The sequence below is a fragment of the Agreia bicolorata genome, from assembly GCF_000938265.1.
GTDB classification, from domain to species: Bacteria; Actinomycetota; Actinomycetes; order Actinomycetales; family Microbacteriaceae; genus Agreia; species Agreia bicolorata.
The window spans coordinates 340,717-361,098 of sequence record NZ_JYFC01000003.1 but is presented as its reverse complement, the minus strand read 5'-3'; the positions used below and the strand labels follow the sequence as shown (position 1 = coordinate 361,098).

General features: G+C 66.5%; 19 protein-coding genes. 10 read left to right on the top strand and 9 right to left on the bottom strand.

The window, feature by feature from the left end; translation table 11 throughout:
- Positions 1-3: 3 nt before the first annotated feature.
- From TZ00_RS08580 to TZ00_RS08560, 5 genes are all read right to left on the bottom strand, one after another.
- Positions 4-819, bottom strand: coding sequence for an SDR family oxidoreductase (locus TZ00_RS08580; protein WP_044441397.1), 816 nt, complete (start codon positions 817-819; stop codon positions 4-6).
- A 71-nt stretch (positions 820-890) separates the two neighbouring features.
- Entirely contained in the window at positions 891-1,913 is a 1,023-nt protein-coding gene (locus TZ00_RS08575) for a 5-oxoprolinase subunit C family protein (protein WP_044440864.1), read from the bottom strand.
- Positions 1,910-2,641, bottom strand: coding sequence for a 5-oxoprolinase subunit B family protein (locus tag TZ00_RS08570; RefSeq protein ID WP_044440862.1), 732 nt, complete (start codon positions 2,639-2,641; stop codon positions 1,910-1,912). Before TZ00_RS08570 ends, TZ00_RS08575 begins: the two co-directional genes overlap by 4 nt.
- A gap of 14 nt (positions 2,642-2,655) precedes the next feature.
- Entirely contained in the window at positions 2,656-3,483 is an 828-nt protein-coding gene (locus TZ00_RS08565) for a LamB/YcsF family protein (RefSeq protein ID WP_044440860.1), read from the bottom strand.
- A 63-nt stretch (positions 3,484-3,546) separates the two neighbouring features.
- Positions 3,547-4,887 carry an MFS transporter gene (locus TZ00_RS08560; protein WP_044440858.1) on the bottom strand — a complete coding sequence of 447 codons (1,341 nt, stop codon included), beginning with the start codon at positions 4,885-4,887 and terminating at the stop codon, positions 3,547-3,549.
- Positions 4,888-5,321: 434 nt separating this feature from the next.
- On the opposite strand from TZ00_RS08560, the gene TZ00_RS08555 reads away from it, so the two are divergent.
- Positions 5,322-5,963, top strand: a complete 642-nt coding sequence (locus TZ00_RS08555) for an RraA family protein (RefSeq protein ID WP_044440856.1) — start codon at positions 5,322-5,324, stop codon at positions 5,961-5,963.
- A 29-nt stretch (positions 5,964-5,992) separates the two neighbouring features.
- Here TZ00_RS08555 and TZ00_RS08550 read toward each other — a convergent pair whose 3' ends face one another.
- On the bottom strand, positions 5,993-7,339 hold the full coding sequence (locus tag TZ00_RS08550; RefSeq protein ID WP_044440854.1) for an outer membrane protein assembly factor BamB family protein: 1,347 nt from the start codon (positions 7,337-7,339) through the stop codon (positions 5,993-5,995).
- A gap of 71 nt (positions 7,340-7,410) precedes the next feature.
- Positions 7,411-8,853: a MocR-like pyridoxine biosynthesis transcription factor PdxR gene (gene pdxR / locus TZ00_RS08545; protein WP_052521417.1), complete on the bottom strand. Its 1,443-nt coding sequence runs from the start codon at positions 8,851-8,853 to the stop codon at positions 7,411-7,413.
- Between the two features lie 81 nt (positions 8,854-8,934).
- Between pdxR and TZ00_RS08540 the strand changes: the two genes are divergently transcribed.
- Entirely contained in the window at positions 8,935-9,549 is a 615-nt protein-coding gene (locus TZ00_RS08540; RefSeq protein ID WP_044440852.1) for a GNAT family N-acetyltransferase, read from the top strand.
- Positions 9,550-9,591: 42 nt separating this feature from the next.
- Entirely contained in the window at positions 9,592-10,440 is an 849-nt protein-coding gene (locus TZ00_RS08535; protein ID WP_044440850.1) for an NAD-dependent epimerase/dehydratase family protein, read from the top strand.
- 29 nt (positions 10,441-10,469) lie between these two features.
- Here the strand turns inward: TZ00_RS08535 and TZ00_RS08530 are convergent, their stop codons facing one another.
- Entirely contained in the window at positions 10,470-10,826 is a 357-nt protein-coding gene (locus tag TZ00_RS08530; RefSeq protein WP_044440848.1) for an iron chaperone, read from the bottom strand.
- An 82-nt stretch (positions 10,827-10,908) separates the two neighbouring features.
- Positions 10,909-11,505, bottom strand: a complete 597-nt coding sequence (locus TZ00_RS08525; protein ID WP_044440846.1) for an NADPH-dependent FMN reductase — start codon at positions 11,503-11,505, stop codon at positions 10,909-10,911.
- A gap of 136 nt (positions 11,506-11,641) precedes the next feature.
- Here TZ00_RS08525 and TZ00_RS08520 point away from each other — a divergent pair, with 136 nt between their 5' ends.
- From TZ00_RS08520 to TZ00_RS08495, 7 genes are all read left to right on the top strand, one after another.
- Positions 11,642-12,043, top strand: a complete 402-nt coding sequence (locus TZ00_RS08520; RefSeq protein WP_084605996.1) for a winged helix-turn-helix transcriptional regulator — start codon at positions 11,642-11,644, stop codon at positions 12,041-12,043.
- 503 nt (positions 12,044-12,546) lie between these two features.
- Positions 12,547-12,636 (top strand): potassium-transporting ATPase subunit F, encoded by a 90-nt coding sequence (locus tag TZ00_RS19650; RefSeq protein ID WP_139368767.1) that lies wholly within the window; start codon positions 12,547-12,549, stop codon positions 12,634-12,636.
- Positions 12,637-14,310, top strand: a complete 1,674-nt coding sequence (gene kdpA / locus TZ00_RS08515) for a potassium-transporting ATPase subunit KdpA (RefSeq protein WP_044440845.1) — start codon at positions 12,637-12,639, stop codon at positions 14,308-14,310.
- 14 nt (positions 14,311-14,324) lie between these two features.
- Positions 14,325-16,424, top strand: coding sequence for a potassium-transporting ATPase subunit KdpB (gene kdpB / locus TZ00_RS08510; protein ID WP_238579627.1), 2,100 nt, complete (start codon positions 14,325-14,327; stop codon positions 16,422-16,424).
- Between the two features lie 30 nt (positions 16,425-16,454).
- Positions 16,455-17,066: a potassium-transporting ATPase subunit KdpC gene (gene kdpC / locus TZ00_RS08505; RefSeq protein WP_044440841.1), complete on the top strand. Its 612-nt coding sequence runs from the start codon at positions 16,455-16,457 to the stop codon at positions 17,064-17,066.
- Positions 17,067-17,068: 2 nt separating this feature from the next.
- Positions 17,069-19,687, top strand: a complete 2,619-nt coding sequence (locus TZ00_RS08500; protein ID WP_044440839.1) for a DUF4118 domain-containing protein — start codon at positions 17,069-17,071, stop codon at positions 19,685-19,687.
- Positions 19,684-20,370, top strand: coding sequence for a response regulator (locus tag TZ00_RS08495; RefSeq protein WP_044440837.1), 687 nt, complete (start codon positions 19,684-19,686; stop codon positions 20,368-20,370). Before TZ00_RS08500 ends, TZ00_RS08495 begins: the two co-directional genes overlap by 4 nt.
- Positions 20,371-20,382 lie beyond the last annotated feature (12 nt).

The window sequence follows — 20,382 nt, the reverse complement described above, 5'->3', positions numbered from 1 at the left end:
CGGTCAGGCACGCGGCCTGAGGTCGTCGGGTGCCCCGAGCCAGCGGCTCACATCGAGATCGCCCGAGACGTCGCGTTGCCGGGTGGGGGCCACGACGATCTCTTGCAGAACGACTCGCTCGGGCAGCGTGACGGCAAGCCGGATGGCCTCGGCCACATCGTCGGGGCGCACCATATTGGCGCGCTCGTCGGCGCGTGGCGGCCGGGCCCGATTGTCGAGGATCGGAGTATCGGCCTCGCCGGGAAGAACGGTGATGGCTCGCAGGCCGTCGTTGCGAAAGGTCGTGTGGAGGAATGTCATGAAGTTGCGCACTCCGGCCTTCGCCGCTCCGTATGCGGCGCCGCCGAGCAGATTCGGGGTGACCGCCGCGAGAGATGAGACCGTGACGATCGTGCCGCCACGACCTCTCTCTCCGTCGCGCGTGCCCAACATGTCGGGAAGCACGGCCTGGGTGAGCAGGAAGACTGCCGTGAGGTTGACCTCGAGCACCTGTCGCCATTCGGCCTCGGATGTCCATCGAGGATTCAGGACGGTCGAGGAGCTGCCTGCATTGTTGACTAGAACATCGATCGGACCGAGTTCGCGGTGAACCCATTCGATGAGGGCGGCGATGGCGGCACCCTCAGTGATGTCGCACGCTCGGGCGTAGGCCACGCCACCATGCGTCGCGATGGTTGCTGCGACCGCATCGAGCTGGGGCTGGCGCCGCCCGACCAGAACAACCGTGAGGCCGGCATCCGCTAGAGCCGCAGCCGTCGCGGCGCCCATGCCGCTGCCTGCTCCTGTGACGATCGCTATGCGTGTTGTGGAGTTGGTCATCCGAATGTCCTCCCGGGCGATCGTCGAGTGCATGAATTGTGCGGAATCGATTCTCAAGTGAGAATAGGTTCTCAAATGATCCGAGCGCAGTCAAGGCCCCGGCTGAATGTCGTCGGCACTCCCAGCGCGACAAACGCGTCGGACACGACGGACTCCAGCTTCTGGAGCTCGCCCTCGACGGCACGCGCTGCGTGCACCGCACGATCACGATCGACCCAGCGGAAACGGAGTTCGCGCCCCGGGCCCGCCTGGCCGAGCATCGCGAGGCTGGTGCGGGTGGCGAACCCGATGATCGGGTAGCCCGCTGTGAGGCTGCGATAGCGGCCCAGAACGATGAGCTCATCTGCGTGCGGCACCTCGAGTGCACCGATTGGCACTCCATGCGAGACGATCTCTGTTCGATCGTCGGGGTGAAGGACCGGTCCATTCAGTCGCAGACCGACATGATTCGATCGATCGGTGACGGTGTAGATCGACTCGGCGACGAGTTCGCGCATGCCGGGGATGCCGACCAGCTGATCGCTGGGCAGTACGTCGATGGTCCACGGCTTCTCGTCGAATGCGAGTCGGGGGACGGGAAAGCGGAACAACGACTGATCGAAGAAAGTGCGATCGAAGCCGTGGAATCCGGTGTCCACCCGGATCTCGGAGCCCCGCGCGATGACTTGGCCGAAGCCCATCCGGGCATCCGGGGCCGCGCTGCCGAGGAATCGCTCGACGGCAAGAAGTCCGTTGATCGCAAGGTAGCTGCGTGCGCCGAGCCCGCCCTCTGAGATGCGCAGCTCGTGGCCGGCGGGAACCACGACCGGTGTCCACGAGTCGACATGAGCCCCGCCCACGGTGACCCGGCTCGGCGTTCCCGTCACGGCGACGAGCACGTCGACGTCGGGCACAATGGCGAGTTCGCCGCCCATGCTCTCGATCAGCGGAGCGCCACGGCGATTGCCGACGAGGATGTTCGCGACTGCTGCGGAGTGCTGGTCGGCCGCGCCTCCACTCGGTACGCCACGCCGTTCCGTGTCGGTACGCCCCAGGTCCTGGAACGTCGTCAGCCAGCCCGTGTCGGTGACATCGAGGTGTGCTGTGTCGGTCATGCCGGCGCCCCATTCGTATTGGGAAGAAGGAACTCGCCATCCCTCCGGGCGGCCGCCGCGGTGTCGATCCGCTCGAAGCGCACGATGTCGCCGGTGGAGAACGAGACCGGCTCCGGCCGATTGATGTCGACGATCGTCAACGGGGTGCGGCCGATGACACGCCACCCCGTTGGCCCGGGGAAGGGCTGGATGATCGCATTCGTGCCGGCGACCATGATCGATCCAGGCGGCACATCTGTTCTCGGTTCCGCACGTCGCCGAATCGGCCGTACGGTCTCGAGGCCCGCCATCATCGGGGCCATGGCGGCGCCGAGTAGTGAGATCGTCAGTGTGGATCGGAGCAGATGGTCGATCACGTCATCGGACGGAACGCCCCATTCGGCTGCGACCTCGTCGAGGTCAGGGGCCGTCTGCTCCGTCACGATGATGGGGATCACGAAGTTCTTCGGCGTGACGTGCAGTGCGTCCAGAGGGGGCAGATCCGCGAGCAAACGCAGTGCATACTCCACGTGTTCGGCCGCAGTGATCAGCGGATCGAACTCGACCAGCAATGACTCGAGGCCGGAGACGACGTCGGTGACTCCGAAGGGACGCCGCTGCACCAGTCGGTCGCGCACGTCGACTATGTGACCCGCGCGCAGCGCGGCATCCGGATGCCTGACGGTCACCATCACGGCCGAGTCGCCGTAGCGTTCGGTGGCGATCGGCGCCTCGAGGTGAATGCTCATGTTGTGGCGCCCTGTCACACGGCTCCGACGACCGACGCAGTCTGCCGCGCAGCGGATGCCTTTTCGGCGAGCACCTCCTGCAATCCCGTGGCACGGATGCCGGCCGTCTCGAGTGCTGCCCGCAGCGCCGTGCCGTTCGCGAGCACCTGAGGGTGGTCGCCGTGCAGCAGCACGACGTCTGCATCGTGGCCCAGGGGAACCGTCTCACCGTCGACCGTCACCACTGTTCCTTCCGTGACGACCTGAACGACGCGGCGGCCGATCAGCTCGGGATCGTGGATGAGGCCGCCTTCGTGTGAGCGGGGAACCGGCATGCCGTCCGCTCCGTAGCCGCGGTCGGCGAGGAACACATAGCCGACCTGAAGATTGCGCTTGCGCGACTCTTCGGCCAGCAGACCGTTCTGGCAGATCACGATGTAATCGGGGTTGTAAGCGGCGATCGCGTCGGTGATCGCCCGGGCGTGTTTGGCGTCGGTCTGCGCGATGCTGCCCATCCTGCCGTGGGGTGCCACATGGCTGATGATGCCGCCGTGCACTCGGGCGAAGGCGTCGAGGGCGCCGATCTGGTAGAGCACGTCGGTGCGAATCTCCTCCTCGGACGCTTCGATCAGGCGGCGTCCGAATCCCACGAGGTCGGGGTAGCCCGGGTGTGCGCCGAGCTCGATGCCGCGCTCGACGCACCGCCTGACTGTGTCGTTCATCACCCGCGGGTCTCCGGCGTGAAACCCGCAGGCGATGTTCGACGCCGTGACCAGGCCGAGCAGGGCATCGTCGTCGCCGATCGTGTAGTTGCCGAAGCTTTCGCCGAGGTCTGCGACGACGGCGACTGACGTGATGCTCATGAAGTTCTCCTGATCTGTGGCGATGCGATGGTGCGACGTGCGTGTTATGAATGTACGGCTCGGTCAGACCGAGCGGAGGGGAAGTCCCTTGGTCTCCTTCAGGAACATCACCGTCACCAAGCTGATGATCGCGGTGATGATCGCGGCGAATGCCGGCACGAGACTGCTGCCCGTGGCCTGGATGATGGCGGTCATCACGAGCGGGGCGCTGCCTCCGAAGATGATCGTGCTCAGGCTGAAGCCGATGCTGTATGCGCTGTAGCGCACCGTGGTCGGGAACAGTTCGGTGAGCACCGTGTGCACAACAGCGGCGTGACCCGAGAACGCGAGGGCCATGATCGCGGTGCCGATCATCGCGAAGCCGATCTGTCCGGTGGTGATGAGCATGAACATGGGCAGCGCGGCCACCATGACGGCGACAGACGAAATCACGAGCACGGGCTTGCGGCCGATGCGGTCGGAGAGACGGGCCATGAGGGGGATCGCGATGATGATGACGACCAGACTCGTTGCGGTCACGGTCAGTGCCTGCAGCATCGTGAAGTTGTGATCCTCGCCGAGCGACGTCTTCAGGTAGGTCGGCATGTAGGCGAAGAGAAGGTAGTAGCCGGGGCCGTTCAGCGCGGGAAGGAAGATGGTGAGCAGGATCGCCTTGAGGTGGCGCTTCGAGGTGAAGACGGCGCGCAGCGGGTTGCGTTCGACGGTATTGCGCTCACGCAGAGCCTCGAAGTGCGGCGTCTCTTCCATCTTGCTGCGGATGTAGAAGCCGACGTAGCCGAGCGGGGCCGCGAAGAGGAACGGGATGCGCCATCCCCAGGACTCCATGGTGGCGTCGCCGAGGGTGGTGATGAGCACGGCAGAGAATGCGCTGCCGAACATCAGGGCGAAGAACGATCCGACCGCGATGAAGCTCATAGAGAAGTTGCGCCGAGCATCGCGGGCGTATTCGCCGACGAACGACATTGCTCCTGCGACCTCGCCGCCGGCTGAGAACCCCTGCAGCACGCGAAGGGCGATCAGCAGGATCGGAGCCGCGATGCCGATGACCGTGCTCGAGGGGATGAGCCCGATGCAGGCCGTGGCCCCGGAGATGAGGAGGAGAAGGGTGGAGAGGAGGGTCTTGCGGCCGAGTTTGTCGCCCAGGTAGCCGCAGATCACGCTGCCGAACGGTCGGGCGATGAAGCTGACGAGGAACCCCACGTTCGTGAGGAAGAGGCCGCCTGCTTCGGCGCCGCCCATGATGTTGATAGCCAGGTAGGTGGTCAACAGGCCGTAGATGCCGTAGTCGTACCATTCGACGAAAGATCCGACGGATCCGGCGACGGTGGCCCTGCGGACGACTTTGCCGTCTGCCGTGATGACGTTGACTGCTGTCGTGTCAAGACGTTCTGATTGCGTTGTCATTGTGCTCTCTCAAGGTCGATGGACGCCTTCGCAGGAGTCCTGTCAATGGTGCGCTTATTGGGGCGGTCGCGGGAAGGTATCTGACGCGACGGGCGATGCGGCTTGCGGTCGTCGGAGCGCACGAGGTAGACCGTGGTGTGGTCTTCCAGAGCAGAGCGATCCATGTGATTTCCTCGTGGGAGTTCGACGACGTTGTCTGAACCGAATTTGCGATTTGGTTCGTAACTGAGAATAGAGTCGCATTTCACTTCCTGCAATAGCGGGCGCGTCACGGGCGCGTAAAAGGCATGTTTCGCATATGTTTCACGCCTTCTCCCGCATGGGAGTGCGCGGCAATGTCGCTTGCGATCTTCTTCGATCACACGCAGACTGAAGTAAAAATGCGAATCTGTTCGCACTTCATGTATCCGCATCAGTTCAAGGAGCCTTGACCCATGTCCGAGTCCAGCAATGTCCGCGTCCACACAGGATGGCAACGACCGACAGCCGCGGTCCTCAAGGCTTTCTCCGGGTTCCAAGTGGCGAACATCGGTGACGCCATGGAACGCCTCGGATTCACTGACGGGGGCATCTCCGGCATCTGGTCTGGTGCCCGAGCGGTGGGCTCTGCGCTTCCCGTCCTTACGGTCGCCGGCGATAACCGAGCCGTCATCGAGGCGCTCGACCACATCCAACCGGGAGATCTGCTCGCAATCAACGCGTTCGGTTTCAGCGGTCGAGCAATCATCGGAGACAACCTCGCGCAACGGTTCGACGTACTGGGCGCCACCGGCGCCATCGTCGATGGTTACGTGCGCGACAAAGTCATCATCGAGCGCCTCGGCTTCCCCGTCTTCGCACGGGGTCTAACCCCCGCCGGCCCATTCAAGAACGGTCCCGGAACAATCGGCGAGGCTGTCGCCATCGGAGGTGTCGTCGTAAACCCTGGCGACATCATCGCCGCCGATGAGGACGGCATCATCGTCGTTCCCCTGCACCGCGCCGATGAGGTCATCGTCGCCGTGGCCGAGATCGAAGCACTCGAAGCCAGCAAGGATGCCGAGGTCGAACAGATGAAGGTACACATCGTTCGTTAGGACTCCTGGCGGCGGCGCACCGCCCATGCTCACGTCAGGGGATATACCGCGTGGCCGGCGTCCATGATGCCTTCGTCGACGTAGCATCCCGGTCCCGGTGCAGGGCCGAAGAGCTCTCCGTCGGGTGAAAGAGCCCAGCAGAGGCGGGTCACGTCGCCCGTGAGGTCTCGAGTCCGGCCGCTCAGGGCGATCCATCCCGAGTGCGCGTCGACGCTGTAGTCATCGATGGATTCGGCGTCGGGGATCTCGACGAGCGCGTCGGTGCCGGGATTCCACATGGCGGTTCCCGACTCGAGATCGAGCGGAACCCATAAGTCGGCAGTGCGGAACCGTTCGGTGCTCGACATCTGCCGAATCGTGCCAGCGGGCGGCTCGACCGGGCGAGACCGCCCCGTGGAGACGTCGATTGCCGTGAGTTCGATCGAGTCGCCGACGGCTGGGCCTGTCGAGAAGACCTCGGAGCCGGCCCCCTCGACTGTCCAGGATTCGTCGATGGGTGTCGACCAGAGCCGTGTGCCGTCAGCGGGAGATCTGCCCAGCAGAGTCCTTCCACTCGTTTCGACGAGAACGTCGCCGACCATGCGCGCGGTGACGGAGCAGTCCACATCTGCAACTGTGGTGCTTCCGTCGGCCACGGAGAGGAGTTCGGTCTGGCCGCCGTCGTGGTCGACGAGAACGTGGGTCTGGTCGAGAGCCACGGAATACAGGTCGGTCGGTCCGAGATCGCATTCCATCACCGGACGGCCGGTGCGCTGCCAGACGACCTCACCGGTTGCCAGATCGAGCGCGATGGCCTCGAAATCGCTGTCGGAGACGGACCGCGAGACGACGAGAATGTTTCCGTTCGTGGCGATTCCGCGCCCGGCGACCGGTGAGCGCCAGAGCTCTTTGCCGGTCGATGTCTCGAGTGCCATCGTCTCGTCGGGGGTGCCCAGAACAACGATGTCCGAGCGGACGAGCATCGGGTCGACGATCCCGCGGCCGACGCTCCACACCACGTCTCCGGAGGCAGCGTCGTATGCGGTGCCCCCTGAGACGAGGAGATCGCCTGTTCGGGCAGATAGCCCAGACACCCCCTCGAAGACTCTCCTGTCCCACCGGGGCAGGTCTTTCGGCGAGATGCCGGTGACGGCGGCGACGCCACCTGTCACGACGAGCGCGGCCACAGCGACGCCTGCGACTGCCTTCCACACTGCTCGCCGGATCACGACCACGGCGACCACCGCGCATCCGATCGCCAGCGCGGCGACGCCCAGCCCGTAGGGGATATGGCGCCACTGCCAGACGATGCTTGCGACGATCAGGGCCGCTCCCAGCAGGGCCATGAGGCCTCCCGCGGCGAACCAGCGGCGGCGCAGTCGTGGTGTGCGAGTCATGCGGCCAGCGTATCGAGCGCCTCCAATTCGTGAATGGGCAGATCTCCCCATCGACAGGACGCGAGCTCTCGTCAGGTCGTCTCGCGGCGAATGGCGGCGAGGGCCGATTGCAGGTCGAGATCGGTCGCGGCGCCGTAGCCGAAGACGATTCCCTCGCGCGCTCGCGGAGTCGGCTCGAGGTAGTGCCTGGCCAGGTCGCTCACGATGATTCCGCGTTGCTGCAGCCGCTCGGCCAGGTGTGCGTTCCCGGCTCCGACGGGCGACGAGAGCACGGCGTGCAGCCCTCCTTCGACCGCGCTCAGCTCGAGAGACGAGCCGAGACGGCCGCCGAGCGCATCCAGAACCAGGCCGCGCTTGTGCGCGTACGCGCGTCGGGTTCGTGCGAGGTGCCGACTGAGTCCGCCGCTCTCGAGGTAGTGCGCCAGCGCCTGTTGCGGGATGCCCGACACAGTTTCGCCGACGTCGGCCCGCGCATCCAGAATCGCGGCCCGCACGGCTGGATCGCGCGCCACCACGTAGCCGCAGCGCAGCCACGGCGTGATCACCTTCGAGTAGCTGCCGACGTGCACGACGCGGCCGGAGTCGTCGAGCGACGCGATCGACGGCAGTGCCCTGCGGCCATGTCGGAACTCGCTGTCGTAGTCGTCTTCGATGATGACCGAACCCGTTCGCGCAGCCCACTCGAGCAGCTGCAGCCGCCGCCCCACGTCGAGGCTTCCGCCCAGCGGGTACTGGTGGCTGGGCGTGACCAGCAGTGCGGCTAGGCGCGCACTCTGCACGGCATCGAGGTCGACCCCGCCGTCGACGACGTCGATGGGCACGAGCTCGGCGCCGAGCCGCGCGAGCACCGCCCGACTGCCCACATGACCCGGGTTCTCGCATCCGACCCGCAACAGCGGCTTGTTCCGAGCCGAAAGTCCGAGCGCGACCAGAGCCAGGCCCTCGCGCGCACCGGAGGTGACGATGACGTCGTCGGCGTCGCACGCGAGGCCGCGCGAGTGAAAGAGGTGCCGGGCGATCTGCTCGCGCAAGGCAGGCAGCCCCGCGGCGGGCGGATAGATCGCGGCGACCTCGCCCGCGGTCGCTCGACGCCAGGCCGAGGCCCAATCGCCGCGCGTGATCGACGCGGTCGAGGGGATGCCGGGGCGCAGCTCGATGGATCGGCCGGGGGAATCGGACGGATCGTTCGTGCCGTGGGCCATCGGGGCCTCGTCGGAGAGCCCCGTGTCGTGGTTCGGCGCGCGCTGGGGCACGCTCATCGACACGAAGGTGCCCGACCCCGCAACGGTCTCGAGGTATCCCTCTCCCGACAGTTCGTCGTAGATGCGCACGACGGTGCCGCGCGCGACTCCCACAGCGGATGCCACGGCGCGGCTCGACGGCACCGCGTCGCCCGGCCGCATGCGCCCGCTGAGGATGGCCGCCCGGAGCCCCGCCGACAGTCGATCGCGCGGGCTGCCCGGACCGTCGGCCGCGATCAGCTCTGCGATGTCGATGGCGCGCGCGTGCCGCATGGTGCTCCTCGAAACTGGTCTCATCGGTTCGGCCAATACTGGCATACTCGATGATCCACTAGGGCGGGCAGACTCGATCGTATGACACTCGCGATCACCCCCGTCACCCTGTCTGGAACCCATGTCGTTCTGGAGCCGCTCAGCCACGACCACCACGACGGACTCGTCGATGCCGTGCGCGACGGCGAGCTCTGGAAGCTCTGGTACACGACGGTGCCGTCGCCTGAGGGCATGCGCGCCGAGATCGATCGACGACTCGGGCTGCAGCAGGAGGGCTCGATGCTGCCGTTCGTCACCCGACTGCGCGACCACGAGACGGGAGAGCCGGGACGCGTGATCGGCATGACCACGTACATGGACATCGATCACACGACGCCGCGGCTGGAGATCGGCTACACATGGAACGCCGCCTCAGTTCATGGAACGGGCACAAACCCCGACTCGAAGCTGCTGCTTCTCGGGCACGCCTTCGAGGTGCTCGGATGCGTGGCCGTCGAGTTCCGCACGAACTGGATGAACCAGCAGTCGCGCGAGGCGATCGCCAGGCTGGGTGCAAAGCAAGACGGAGTGCTGCGCAGTCACACCCGCACGGCAGACGGAACCCTGCGCGACACGGTCGTGTTCTCGATCGTGGAGAGCGAATGGCCGTCGGTGCGCGCCGGGCTGCGCCGCCGCGTGGAGAAGGTGCGGGGCTGATCGAAGCCGGCCCATCGGTTGTCGTGACTCGAGGAGTTCATCATGCGCATTTTTATTGCGGGCGGTTCCGGCGTGCTCGGTCGCGGGCTCATTCCGCTGCTCATCGCGGCTGGGCACGAGGTCACCGCCACGACCCGTTCCGCCGACAAGTTCTCACTGATCAGCCAGCTCGGCGCGGCCCCGGTCGCCTTCGACGCGCTCGACAGAGATGCCGCGTTTCAGGCGGTCGACCGCGCTCGGCCAGACGTGATCGTGCATCTGCTGACCGATTTGAGCGCGGGCGACTCCTCCAGCAACGCCCGGCTCCGTGTCAGCGGCTCCCGCAACCTCGTCGATGCGGCCCGGAAGACGGGAACGCCCCGGATGATCGCCGAGAGCATCTCCTGGGTCTATCCGCGCGGCGTAACGCCCGCCACAGAAGCCGAACCGCTCGATCCGGATTCCGCCGAGCCGAGGCGCACGACGATTGCCGCTGTGGCGGCACTCGAATCCTCCGTGCGGGAACTGCCCGAGCATGTCGTGCTGAGATTCGGCCAGCTCTACGGGCCGGGTACGTGGTATTCCCGGGAAGGCCGCTTTGGGCAGGACGCACGAGCCGGTCGCTTGCCGGCCACTGACTCCGTGGCGTCGTTCATCCACACCTCGGATGCCGCTCGCGCAGCCGCGCTCGCGTTGGAGTGGTCGAGCGGAATCTACAACGTGGTCGATGATGAACCGGCCTCGGGGCGCGAGTGGGTGCCGGGATTCGCCACGGCCGTTGGCGCAGCTGAGCCGACAGCCTCTGATTCAGGCTCCGCTGACGTCGGTCGACCTATCTCGAATGAACGCGTCCGTGACAGCGGCCTCGTTCTGCGCCACGCGAGTTGGCGCGATGGATTCGCTTCTCTGTGAAGCGCCGCGTCGAGAAGGTGCGCGGCTAGCTAACGCCCGGTTCGATCGATCTGCGCCATCCGGCGTCGGATGAACGCGCCGAGGAGATCGACCGGCAAGGTCTGCCCGTCCTTCAGATGAATGGACCCTTTCGTCGTATCGAGGCCGGCCGCGGTGACCTCGCTCGCGAGCTCGGCCAGATTGCCGAACGGGTAGATGCCGATGTGCTTCGCGGTCTTCACGACGGAGAGGAGGCCTTTGCCCTTGTACAGGAGCGCGGGTACGCCGTAGGTGAAGCCTTCGACGGCATCGGGCGCGAGAGCTCGGGCAGTCGAGTAGATCTCTTCGATGCGGAGCCGGTCGGAACCGGTCAGGCTGGAGATGTAGTCCGTGACATCGGTGGCCATGCCCGATTTTCCCACCGCGCCTGCACAGAGACAAGAGCCGGCCCGTCGCATCCGATGGCGGGCCGGCTGTGATCTCAGTCGATCAGGCGGCGACGGTCTCGTCTGCGTCGTCGCTCTCGGCCGCGGCGTGCAGCGGCTCGAGCGCCTTCGACCAGGCCACGAGCTGGTCGAGCATTGTGTCGACCTGGGGCAGCAGGTAGTCGTTGGGTGTGAAGACGGAGAAGTTCTCGAACTCCGTCATCAGCGAGATCGCGACCTGGGCGCGAACGGTGGCCAGCTGCAGCTCGGAGGCGATGAGGCGCAGGTGTTCGACCGCGCGGGCGCCGCCGACACCGCCGTAGCTCACGAAGGCGGCGGCCTTGTTGTTCCACTCGTTGTAGAGGTAGTCGAGGGCGTTCTTCAGAACGCCCGACGTGGAGTGGTTGTACTCGGGGGTCACGAAGACGAAGCCGTCGAACTCGGCGATCTTCGCGGACCAGGCCTTGGTGTGCTCGTTCTGGTAGTTGCCCCACGCGGCCGAGCCGGGCTCGTCGAGGTGCGGCAGCGGGAAGTCGGCCAGGTCGACGAGCTCGAACGAGGCGTCGTCGCGCTTCACGGCGATGTCGCGCACCCATTTCGCGACGGCCTCTCCATTGCGTCCGGGGCGCGTGCTGCCGAGAATGATTGCGATCTTGGTCATCTGGTTTCTCTCCTTAGGAACTTTTCGTGCGTAACGCACGTTGTCAGTCATACGAAGAGACCGGGAGTGCGATTTAGTCCCGCCTTTGGCCGCGCACTTTGAGGTGCGTCACGCACATGAAAGGAAGTCATCCGAGATGACGGCATTGTCGATCGCCGCCGATGCGGAATCCGTTGTGGGGCTCGAGGAGGCGTGCGAGGTCTCTTCCACTCGAAACCTTGTGCGCGACATCTTCACCATGACCGGCGACCGCTGGTCGATGCCCGTCATCCGAGCCCTCGACGATGGCCCGATGCTGTTCACCGCTCTGATGCAGGCCGTCGAGGGCATCTCGCACCGGATGCTCACGCGCACGCTTCGCTCGCTCGAGCGGGACGGCCTGGTCTGCCGCACGAGCTACCCCGAGTCGCCGCCGCGGGTCGAGTACGAACTCACCGAGCTGGGTGAGACGCTGAGTGAGCCCGTGCGCGCGTTCGTCGGATGGACCCAGCAGCACCAGGCCGAGATCGAAGAGAGTCGCCGGCGGTTCGACGCGTAAAAGGGCTGCGTCAGGCTAAGGCTGCTGCAGAGGCCACCGGTAAGAAGATCGGCGAGGCCGTCGACGACGCGAAGGACCGGCCCAGCGACAAGGCCAACGAGCTTCGCGCCGAAGCCGAGGTCAAGCGTGCTGAGGGCGACGAACCCGGGGCCTTCGTCGTGTGCGCAGCAGTCTCTACCTGTTCCCATCTGGCACAGATCGACCCAACATGCCGCGGGAAGGTCGATCTGTGACAAGCGGGGGGGCGCGTAGAGGGGGGCTGATCGAGTAGGTCGCTCAGCGACCGTATCGAGACCGTATGGATGCGCGGGGCGCCCGTTAGGAATCCGTTAGGGTGCGGAAACACGGGCGAAAGCGGGTATCTACTCGGATGTGCGACCCCGGCCGGGGCGCGTCACGTCACATCATCCGATGGAGTTCTCCGTGCTCGACCTCGTTTACGTTCTCGGCATCTTCGCCGCGTTCGCGCTCGTCGGCGTCATCGCCTGGGGGGTGTCGAAGCTGTGATCGTCTTCGACGCGCTCGCGGCGGTTCTCGCCGTCTCAGCCCTCGCGTATCTCATCTACGCGCTCGTGAAGCCGGAGAAGTTCTAGATGGACTCCTCACTTCTCGCAATCCTGCAGGTCGGCGCCCTCGCGCTCGTTCTCGTCGTCATCCACCGGCCACTCGGCGACTACATGGCCCGCATCTATTCGTCGACGAAAGACCTGCGCGTCGAACGCGGCTTCTATCGGCTCATCGGGGTGGATGCCCATTCCGAGCAGAGCTGGATGGCCTACCTCCGCAGCGTGCTCGCGTTCTCGCTCGTCGGCGTGCTTCTGGTCTACGCACTCCAGCGCGCGCAGGCGGTGCTCCCGTACTCGCTCGGCCTGCCTGCCATCCCCGAGGGGCTGTCGTTCAACACGGCCGTCTCGTTCGTGACCAATACCAACTGGCAGAGCTACTCGCCCGAAGCGACCATGGGCTACACCGTGCAGCTCGCCGGCCTCGCGGTGCAGAACTTCGTCTCAGCAGCGGTCGGAATCGCTGTGGCCATCGCCCTCGTGCGCGGTCTCGCCCGCACACGCCAGGGCACCCTCGGCAACTTCTGGGTCGACCTGACCCGCGGCACTCTGCGTCTGTTGCTGCCCCTTGCGGCGCTGGTCGCGATCGTGCTGATCGCGGGAGGCGTTATCCAGAACTTCGCCGGATTCACCGACGTGACGACGCTTACTGGCGGAACCCAGAGCATCCCGGGCGGCCCCGTTGCCAGCCAGGAGGCCATCAAGATGCTCGGCACCAACGGCGGCGGTTTCTTCAACGCCAACTCGGCGCATCCATTCGAGAACCCCACCGGCTTCACGAACCTCGTGCAGATCGTTCTGATGCTCGCGATCCCGTTCAGCCTGCCGCGTACCTTCGGCGTGATGGTGGGCGACAGGCGCCAGGGCTACGCGATCCTCGCGGCGATGGCCGCCATCTTCGTGGTCTCGCTCACCGCGTTGACGCTGTTCGAGCTGAACGGCGCCGGAACCGCGCCGCAGCTCGCGGGTGCGGCGATGGAGGGCAAGGAGACGCGCTTCGGGATCGCCGGCTCAACGCTCTTCGCGACCAGCTCGACGCTCACGTCGACGGGCGCGGTCAACTCGATGCACGACTCGTTCACCTCGCTCGGCGGCATGATGCCCATGATCAACATGATGCTCGGTGAGGTCGCCCCTGGCGGCGTGGGTTCCGGTCTCTACGGAATGCTGATTCTCGCCGTGATCGCGGTCTTCATCGCCGGTCTGCTGGTCGGACGCACCCCCGAGTACCTGGGCAAGAAGCTCGGCCCGCGGGAGATCAAGCTCGCGAGTGTCTACATTCTCGTGACTCCGACGCTGGTGCTCGCCGGCACAGCTCTCAGCTTCGCCATCCCCGCGGTCAGGGCGGATGTCGAGGCCACGTCGATTCTGAATCCCGGGCTGCACGGCCTCAGCGAGGTGCTCTACGCGTTCACCTCGGCGGCGAACAACAACGGATCGGCCTTCGCCGGACTCACGGCGAACACGCCCTGGTTCAACACCGCTCTCGGGGTGGCCATGCTGTTCGGCCGCTTTATTCCGATCGTGCTGGTCCTGGCGCTCGCGGGTTCGCTCGCGAGCCAGCCGAAGATCCCCTCCACCGCGGGCACTCTGCCCACGCACCGTCCGCAGTTCGTGGGCCTGCTCGTGGGCGTCACGATCATCGTGTCGGCCCTCACCTATTTCCCCGTTCTCGCACTCGCACCACTCGCTGAAGGGCTGTAACCGCAGCTATGTCCATGCTCACCGCAACAGTCATCCCCGCGCTTCCCGGGGCCCTGCGCAAGCTCGATCCGCGCCAGATGTGGCGCAACCCCGTGATGTTCGTCGTCGAGGTCGGCGCCGCGCTCACGACCCTGCTGGCCGTCGCCGAGCCGTTTCTCGGCGGGCCGGCCTCATCCGGTGGCTCGGCCGTGCCGGCCAGCTTCACCGCGGGAATCGCGGTGTGGCTCTGGCTCACCGTGGTCTTCGCCAACCTGGCCGAATCCATCGCCGAGGGCCGCGGCAAGGCCCAGGCCGACAGCCTGCGCCAGACCCGCACCTCGACGACCGCGAACGTGATCGTGTCGTACGACAGCGAATCGGATGCCGGTGGCCTGCGTGCCGAGACCCGGCCCGTTTCGAGCGCCGATCTCACGCTCGGAGACCACGTCGTGGTCACCGCTGGGGAGCTGATCCCCGGCGATGGCGACATCGTCTGGGGCATCGCCTCGGTCGACGAATCGGCGATCACGGGCGAATCCGCCCCTGTCGTTCGCGAGTCGGGCGGCGACCGTAGTGCCGTGACCGGTGGCACTCGCGTGCTGTCGGATCGCATCGTCGTGCGCATCACCTCGAAGCCCGGCGAGACCTTCGTCGATCGTATGATCGCGCTCGTCGAGGGAGCCTCGAGGCAGAAGACACCGAACGAGATCGCCCTCAACATTCTGCTCGCCAGCCTGTCGGTCATCTTCGTCGTGGTGGTGCTGACGCTCAACCCGATCGCCGGATACTCCGCCGCCTCGGTGAGCGTGCCCGTGCTGGTGGCGCTGCTCGTCTGCTTGATTCCGACCACCATCGGGGCGCTGCTCTCGGCGATCGGCATCGCCGGCATGGATCGCCTGGTGCAGCACAACGTGCTCGCCATGTCGGGCCGCGCGGTCGAGGCCGCAGGCGACGTGACCACCCTGCTCATGGACAAGACCGGAACGATCACCTACGGAAACCGCCAGGCCGCCGAGTTCACGGCGCTCGACGGCGTCGCGCCACGGGAGCTCATCGAGGCCGCAGCCAGCTCGTCGCTCGCCGACCCCACGCCCGAGGGCAAGTCGATCGTGGTGCTCGCCGAGACGAAGGGCTTCATGAGGCCCGACGACGTCGATGGCGTGATCGTGCCGTTCACCGCGCAGACCCGCATGTCGGGGCTCGACCTTCCCGATGGATGCCAGATTCGTAAGGGCGCGGGTTCGGCCGTGCTCGCCTGGGTCGAGGAGTCGGGCACGGCGGCCCCGTCGGCCGTCGCGCAGCTCAACGAGCAGGTCGAACGCATCTCGAACGCGGGTGGCACGCCCCTGGTCGTCGCCACGAAGGCGGCGCCCGTCGGCACGCAGCCGGGCGAAGCCCGCATCCTGGGCGTCGTCTACCTGAAGGACATCGTGAAGGAGGGCATCGCTGAGCGCTTCGCCGAGTTGCGAGCCATGGGAATTCGCACCGTGATGGTCACGGGAGACAACCCGCTCACGGCGAAGGCCATCGCCGACGAGGCCGGAGTCGACGACTTTCTCGCTGAGGCGACGCCCGAGCAGAAGCTCGAGCTGATCAAGCGCGAGCAGGAGGGCGGCAACTTGGTCGCCATGACCGGTGACGGAACGAACGACGCGCCCGCGCTGGCTCAGGCCGACGTGGGAGTGGCGATGAACACGGGCACCTCGGCCGCGAAGGAAGCCGGCAACATGGTCGACCTCGACAGCGACCCGACCAAGCTCATCGACATCGTGCGCATCGGAAAGCAGCTGCTCATCACACGCGGCGCTCTCACCACCTTCTCGATCGCGAACGACGTGGCCAAGTACTTCGCCATCATTCCGGCGATGTTCGCCGGGGTGTTCCCGGGGCTCGCGGTGCTGAACATCATGCAGCTGCACTCGCCCGCTTCAGCCATTCTCTCGGCGATCATCTTCAACGCCATCATCATCGTCGTGCTCGTGCCGCTGGCACTGCGCGGCGTCAAGTATCGGGCGCTGTCTGCCTCGCGCATCCTCGGCCGCAATCTGCTGATCTACGGACTCGGCGGAGTCGTGGCGCCCTTCATCGGCATCAAGCTGATCGACCTCGTCGTCACCCTGATTCCCGGTTTCTAGAACGTTTCGCCACAAGAAAGAAGCACGAAAATGAGTTCACGTTCACGCAACGGCCGCCAGTACTGGGTCGCCGTGCGAGCGATGGTGGTCCTCACCGTCGTTCTCGGCATCGGCTACACGGCCGTGGTCACCGGCATCGGCCAGTTGGCCCTGCCGGCCCAGGCCAGCGGCCAGCTGGTATCGGATGCCGACGGCCAGGTCGTCGGCTCGGCCCTCATCGGGCAGTCCTTCACCGACGCTGACGGCAATGCTCTTCCCCAGTGGTTCCAGTCGAGGCCGTCGGCTGCGGGCAGCGGATACGACGGCACCGCCTCGAGCGGAAGCAACCTCGGCCCCGAGAACGCCGACCTCATCAAGGCGATCGGCGACCGTCGCGCCGCGGTGGCTAAACTCGAAGGCGTGTCGGAGTCCGAGGTTCCCGCTGACGCCGTGACCGCATCGGCATCCGGTCTCGACCCCCAGATCAGCCCCGAGTACGCGAGGCTGCAGGTGGCTCGCGTAGCCGAGGCGCGCGACCTGCCCGAGGCCAAGGTCTCGGCTCTCGTCGAGTCGTTTATTCACGGCCGGGATCTTGGAATTCTCGGCGACCCGACCGTCAATGTGCTCGAGTTGAATCTCGCGCTCGCATCGATGGCTCACTGACCATGGGGCGCGGCCGTCTGCGTGTGCTGCTCGGTGCCGCGCCCGGCGTCGGCAAGACGTACACGATGCTCGAAGAGGGAGCCCGGCTTGCCGCCGAGGGCCGAGATGTGGTCGTGGCGGTCGTCGAGACCCACGGACGCTCGGCCACCGCGAAGATGCTGGGCGGCCTCGAGGTCGTTCCGCGCCTGTCGGTGACCCATCGCGGGGTGACGCTGAGCGAGATGGATCTCGATGCCGTGCTCGAGCGGCATCCGGATGTGGCTCTCGTCGACGAACTGGCGCACAGCAACGCTCCCGGGTCGAGGCACGAGAAACGCTGGAACGACGTCGAGACCCTGCTGGATGCCGGCATCGACGTGATGACGACCGTCAACATCCAGCACATCGAGTCGCTCACCGACGTGGTCGAGCAGATCACGGGTGCGCGTCAGCAGGAGACCGTGCCCGACTCCATCGTGCGCTCGGCCGATCAGCTCGAGGTCGTCGACCTGGCCCCGCAGGCGCTGCGTGACCGCCTGGCCGACGGACGCGTGTACCCGGCCGCGCGCATCGACGCCGCACTCTCGAACTACTTTCGCCTCGGCAACCTCACTGCGCTGCGCGAGCTCGCCCTGCTCTGGCTGGCCGACGAGGTCGACTCGGCCCTCACGAACTATCGCGCGGCCCACGGCATATCCAACACCTGGGAGGCCAGGGAGCGCGTGGTCGTGGCGCTGACCGGCGGGCCCGAGGGCGAGACGCTGCTGCGGCGCGGTGCGCGCATCGCCGCCCGCTCGGCCGGTGGTCACCTGGTCGCGGTGCACGTGACCAGCCAGGATGGCCTCCGCGCAGCGCATCCGGGAGCCCTCGCCGCCCAGCGCGTGCTGGTCGAATCGCTCGGAGGAACCTTTCATCAGGTCGTCGGCGACGATATCCCGGCGGCGCTCGTCGACTTCGCCCGCGGCGTGAACGCGACCCAGCTCGTGATCGGCGTCAGCCGGCGCAGCCGATTGAGTGCGGCCCTCTCGGGTCCGGGAATCGGCTCCACTGTCGTTCGTGCCTCGGGCGACATCGACGTGCACATCGTGACCCACGCCGCCGCCGGCGGCCGGCTGTCGCTGCCGAAGTTCAGCGGATCGCTCACGATGCGACGCCGTCTTCTCGGCTTCGGGCTCGCGCTGGTTGGCGGCCCGCTGGTGACCTGGCTGCTCGTTGTTCTGCGCAGCGACGAGTCGATCACCTCCGATGTGTTGACATTCCAGCTGCTCGTTGTGCTCGTGGCCCTGCTCGGGGGCATCTGGCCCGCTCTCTTCGCCGCCCTGCTGTCGGGCCTCACGCTCGACTTCTTCTTCGTCGCTCCGCTGTACACCGTCACGGTGAGCGAACCCATTCATCTGCTCGCGCTCGCGCTCTACGTGGTGAATGCGGTGCTCGTGAGCGTGGTCGTCGACACGGCGGCGAGGCGCTCGCGGCAGGCGCGGCGGGCCGCCGCGGAGTCGGAGCTGCTCGCCATGGTCGCCGGCAGCGTGCTGCGCGGGCAGGATGCGCTGCAGGCCCTCCTGGCTCGCACCCGCGAGGCGTTCCGGCTCGACGAGGTGCGACTGGTCGGCAGCGGGGGAGAGGTGCTGGCGGAGGACTCGTCGCCAGAACCCGGCCCGTTTCCTGAGCCTGTCGAAGGAAAACGCGTCTCGACCGGCTCGACGAGCGGGAGCGTCTCGACCGTGCCGGTCGGCGACCGGGCTGTGCTCGAGCTGCGCGGGCCCGACCTGGCCGCATCCGAGCGACGCCTGCTGGGCGTCATCGCGGCGCAGATCGAGCAGGCCCTCGAGCACCGCGACCTCTCGGCCACGGCCCAGGAGTTGAAGCCACTGGCGGTCGCCGATCGCATGCGCAGTGCACTTCTCGCCGCCGTCGGCCACGACCTGCGTCGCCCGTTGACCGCCGCGACCGCTGCAGTGAGCGGGCTGCGTTCGACGGAGGTCGAGCTCAGCGGGGCTGATCGCGCCGAGCTGCTCGACACCGCGCAAGAGAGCCTCGATACGCTTGCGGAGCTCGTGACCGATCTGCTCGATGTGAGCCGGGTCGAGGCGGGGGTGCTCGCCGTGTCGATTATTCCGCTCGACATCGACGATGTGATCGTGCCCGCTCTCGACGAACTCGGGCTCGGCCCGGAATCCGTGGAGCTCGCCGTCGCCGCAGACGACCTGCCACCCGTTCTGGCCGACCCGGTGCTGCTGCAACGGGTGCTCGTGAACCTGCTCTCGAATGCCGTGCGCTTCGCTCCGGCCGAGACGCGCATCAGGCTCTCGGCCAGCAGCTTTCAGGGGCGGGTGGAGCTCCGTGTTGTGGACACCGGTCCGGGGATTCCGGGCGATCGGCGTGACGAGGTGTTCGTTCCGTTCCAGCGGCTGGGCGACACCGACAACTCCACGGGTCTCGGTCTGGGCCTCGCTCTCTCGAAGGGCTTCGTCGAAGGCATGGGCGGAACCATCGAGGCTGAAGACACTCCGGGCGGTGGCCTGACCATGGTCGTCTCGTTGCCGACGGCGCCGAGTGTGACAGAACCGGGTGTCGCTGGGCCAGGCATCGCTGAACCGGGCATCGCTGAACCGTCGAAGGATTCCGCCGAGGAGAAGCCATGAAGATTCTGATCGCCGACGACGACCCGCAGATCTTGCGTGCTCTCTCCGTGACGCTGCGCGCCCGCGGCTACGACGTTGTGGTGGCACGTGACGGGGCCGAGGCGCTCAACGCGGCGATCGACCAGCATCCAGATCTGGTCATGCTCGATCTCGGCATGCCCAAGCTCACCGGCATCGAGGTCATCGAGGGCATTCGCGGCTGGTCACAGGTGCCGATTCTCGTGGTTTCGGGCAGAACGGACGGGGCGGAGAAGGTGCTGGCCCTCGACGCGGGCGCCGACGACTATGTCACGAAGCCGTTTGCGATCGACGAACTGCTGGCGCGCATCCGTGCCCTGACCCGGCGGGTGCCCACGGCGGGCGACGAGGCCCTCGTGACCTTCGGCGATGTCACGATCGACCTCTCGGCGAAACAGGCGACGAGACGAACGGATGCCGGCGGCGACGAGACCGTGCGGCTCACGCCCACGGAATGGATCATTCTCGAGACCCTCGTACGAAGCCCCGGCAGGCTCGTGACGCGAGCCGCTCTGCTGACCGCTGTCTGGGGCCCGAACCACACGAACGACTCTGGATATCTGCGCGTGTATCTCGCCCAGCTGCGCAAGAAGCTCGAGCGGGAGCCGGCGAGGCCCCGGCACCTGCTGACAGAGGCCGGGATGGGATACCGCTTCGTGCCCTGAGGCCGACTCTTG

Coding starts and splice junctions, on each gene's coding strand:
- kdpC (WP_044440841.1), top strand. CDS start 16,455: ATGAGTTCACGTTCACGCAACGGCCGCCAGTACTGGGTCGCCGTGCGA.
- TZ00_RS08570 (WP_044440862.1), bottom strand. CDS start 2,641: ATGAGCATTCACCTCGAGGCGCCGATCGCCACCGAACGCTACGGCGAC.
- kdpB (WP_238579627.1), top strand. CDS start 14,325: ATGCTCACCGCAACAGTCATCCCCGCGCTTCCCGGGGCCCTGCGCAAG.
- TZ00_RS08520 (WP_084605996.1), top strand. CDS start 11,642: ATGACGGCATTGTCGATCGCCGCCGATGCGGAATCCGTTGTGGGGCTC.
- TZ00_RS08530 (WP_044440848.1), bottom strand. CDS start 10,826: ATGGCCACCGATGTCACGGACTACATCTCCAGCCTGACCGGTTCCGAC.
- TZ00_RS08500 (WP_044440839.1), top strand. CDS start 17,069: ATGGGGCGCGGCCGTCTGCGTGTGCTGCTCGGTGCCGCGCCCGGCGTC.
- TZ00_RS08555 (WP_044440856.1), top strand. CDS start 5,322: ATGTCCGAGTCCAGCAATGTCCGCGTCCACACAGGATGGCAACGACCG.
- kdpA (WP_044440845.1), top strand. CDS start 12,637: ATGGACTCCTCACTTCTCGCAATCCTGCAGGTCGGCGCCCTCGCGCTC.
- TZ00_RS08550 (WP_044440854.1), bottom strand. CDS start 7,339: ATGACTCGCACACCACGACTGCGCCGCCGCTGGTTCGCCGCGGGAGGC.
- pdxR (WP_052521417.1), bottom strand. CDS start 8,853: ATGCGGCACGCGCGCGCCATCGACATCGCAGAGCTGATCGCGGCCGAC.
- TZ00_RS08580 (WP_044441397.1), bottom strand. CDS start 819: ATGACCAACTCCACAACACGCATAGCGATCGTCACAGGAGCAGGCAGC.
- TZ00_RS08540 (WP_044440852.1), top strand. CDS start 8,935: ATGACACTCGCGATCACCCCCGTCACCCTGTCTGGAACCCATGTCGTT.
- TZ00_RS08565 (WP_044440860.1), bottom strand. CDS start 3,483: ATGAGCATCACGTCAGTCGCCGTCGTCGCAGACCTCGGCGAAAGCTTC.
- TZ00_RS08495 (WP_044440837.1), top strand. CDS start 19,684: ATGAAGATTCTGATCGCCGACGACGACCCGCAGATCTTGCGTGCTCTC.
- TZ00_RS08525 (WP_044440846.1), bottom strand. CDS start 11,505: ATGACCAAGATCGCAATCATTCTCGGCAGCACGCGCCCCGGACGCAAT.
- TZ00_RS08535 (WP_044440850.1), top strand. CDS start 9,592: ATGCGCATTTTTATTGCGGGCGGTTCCGGCGTGCTCGGTCGCGGGCTC.
- TZ00_RS08560 (WP_044440858.1), bottom strand. CDS start 4,887: ATGACAACGCAATCAGAACGTCTTGACACGACAGCAGTCAACGTCATC.
- TZ00_RS08575 (WP_044440864.1), bottom strand. CDS start 1,913: ATGACCGACACAGCACACCTCGATGTCACCGACACGGGCTGGCTGACG.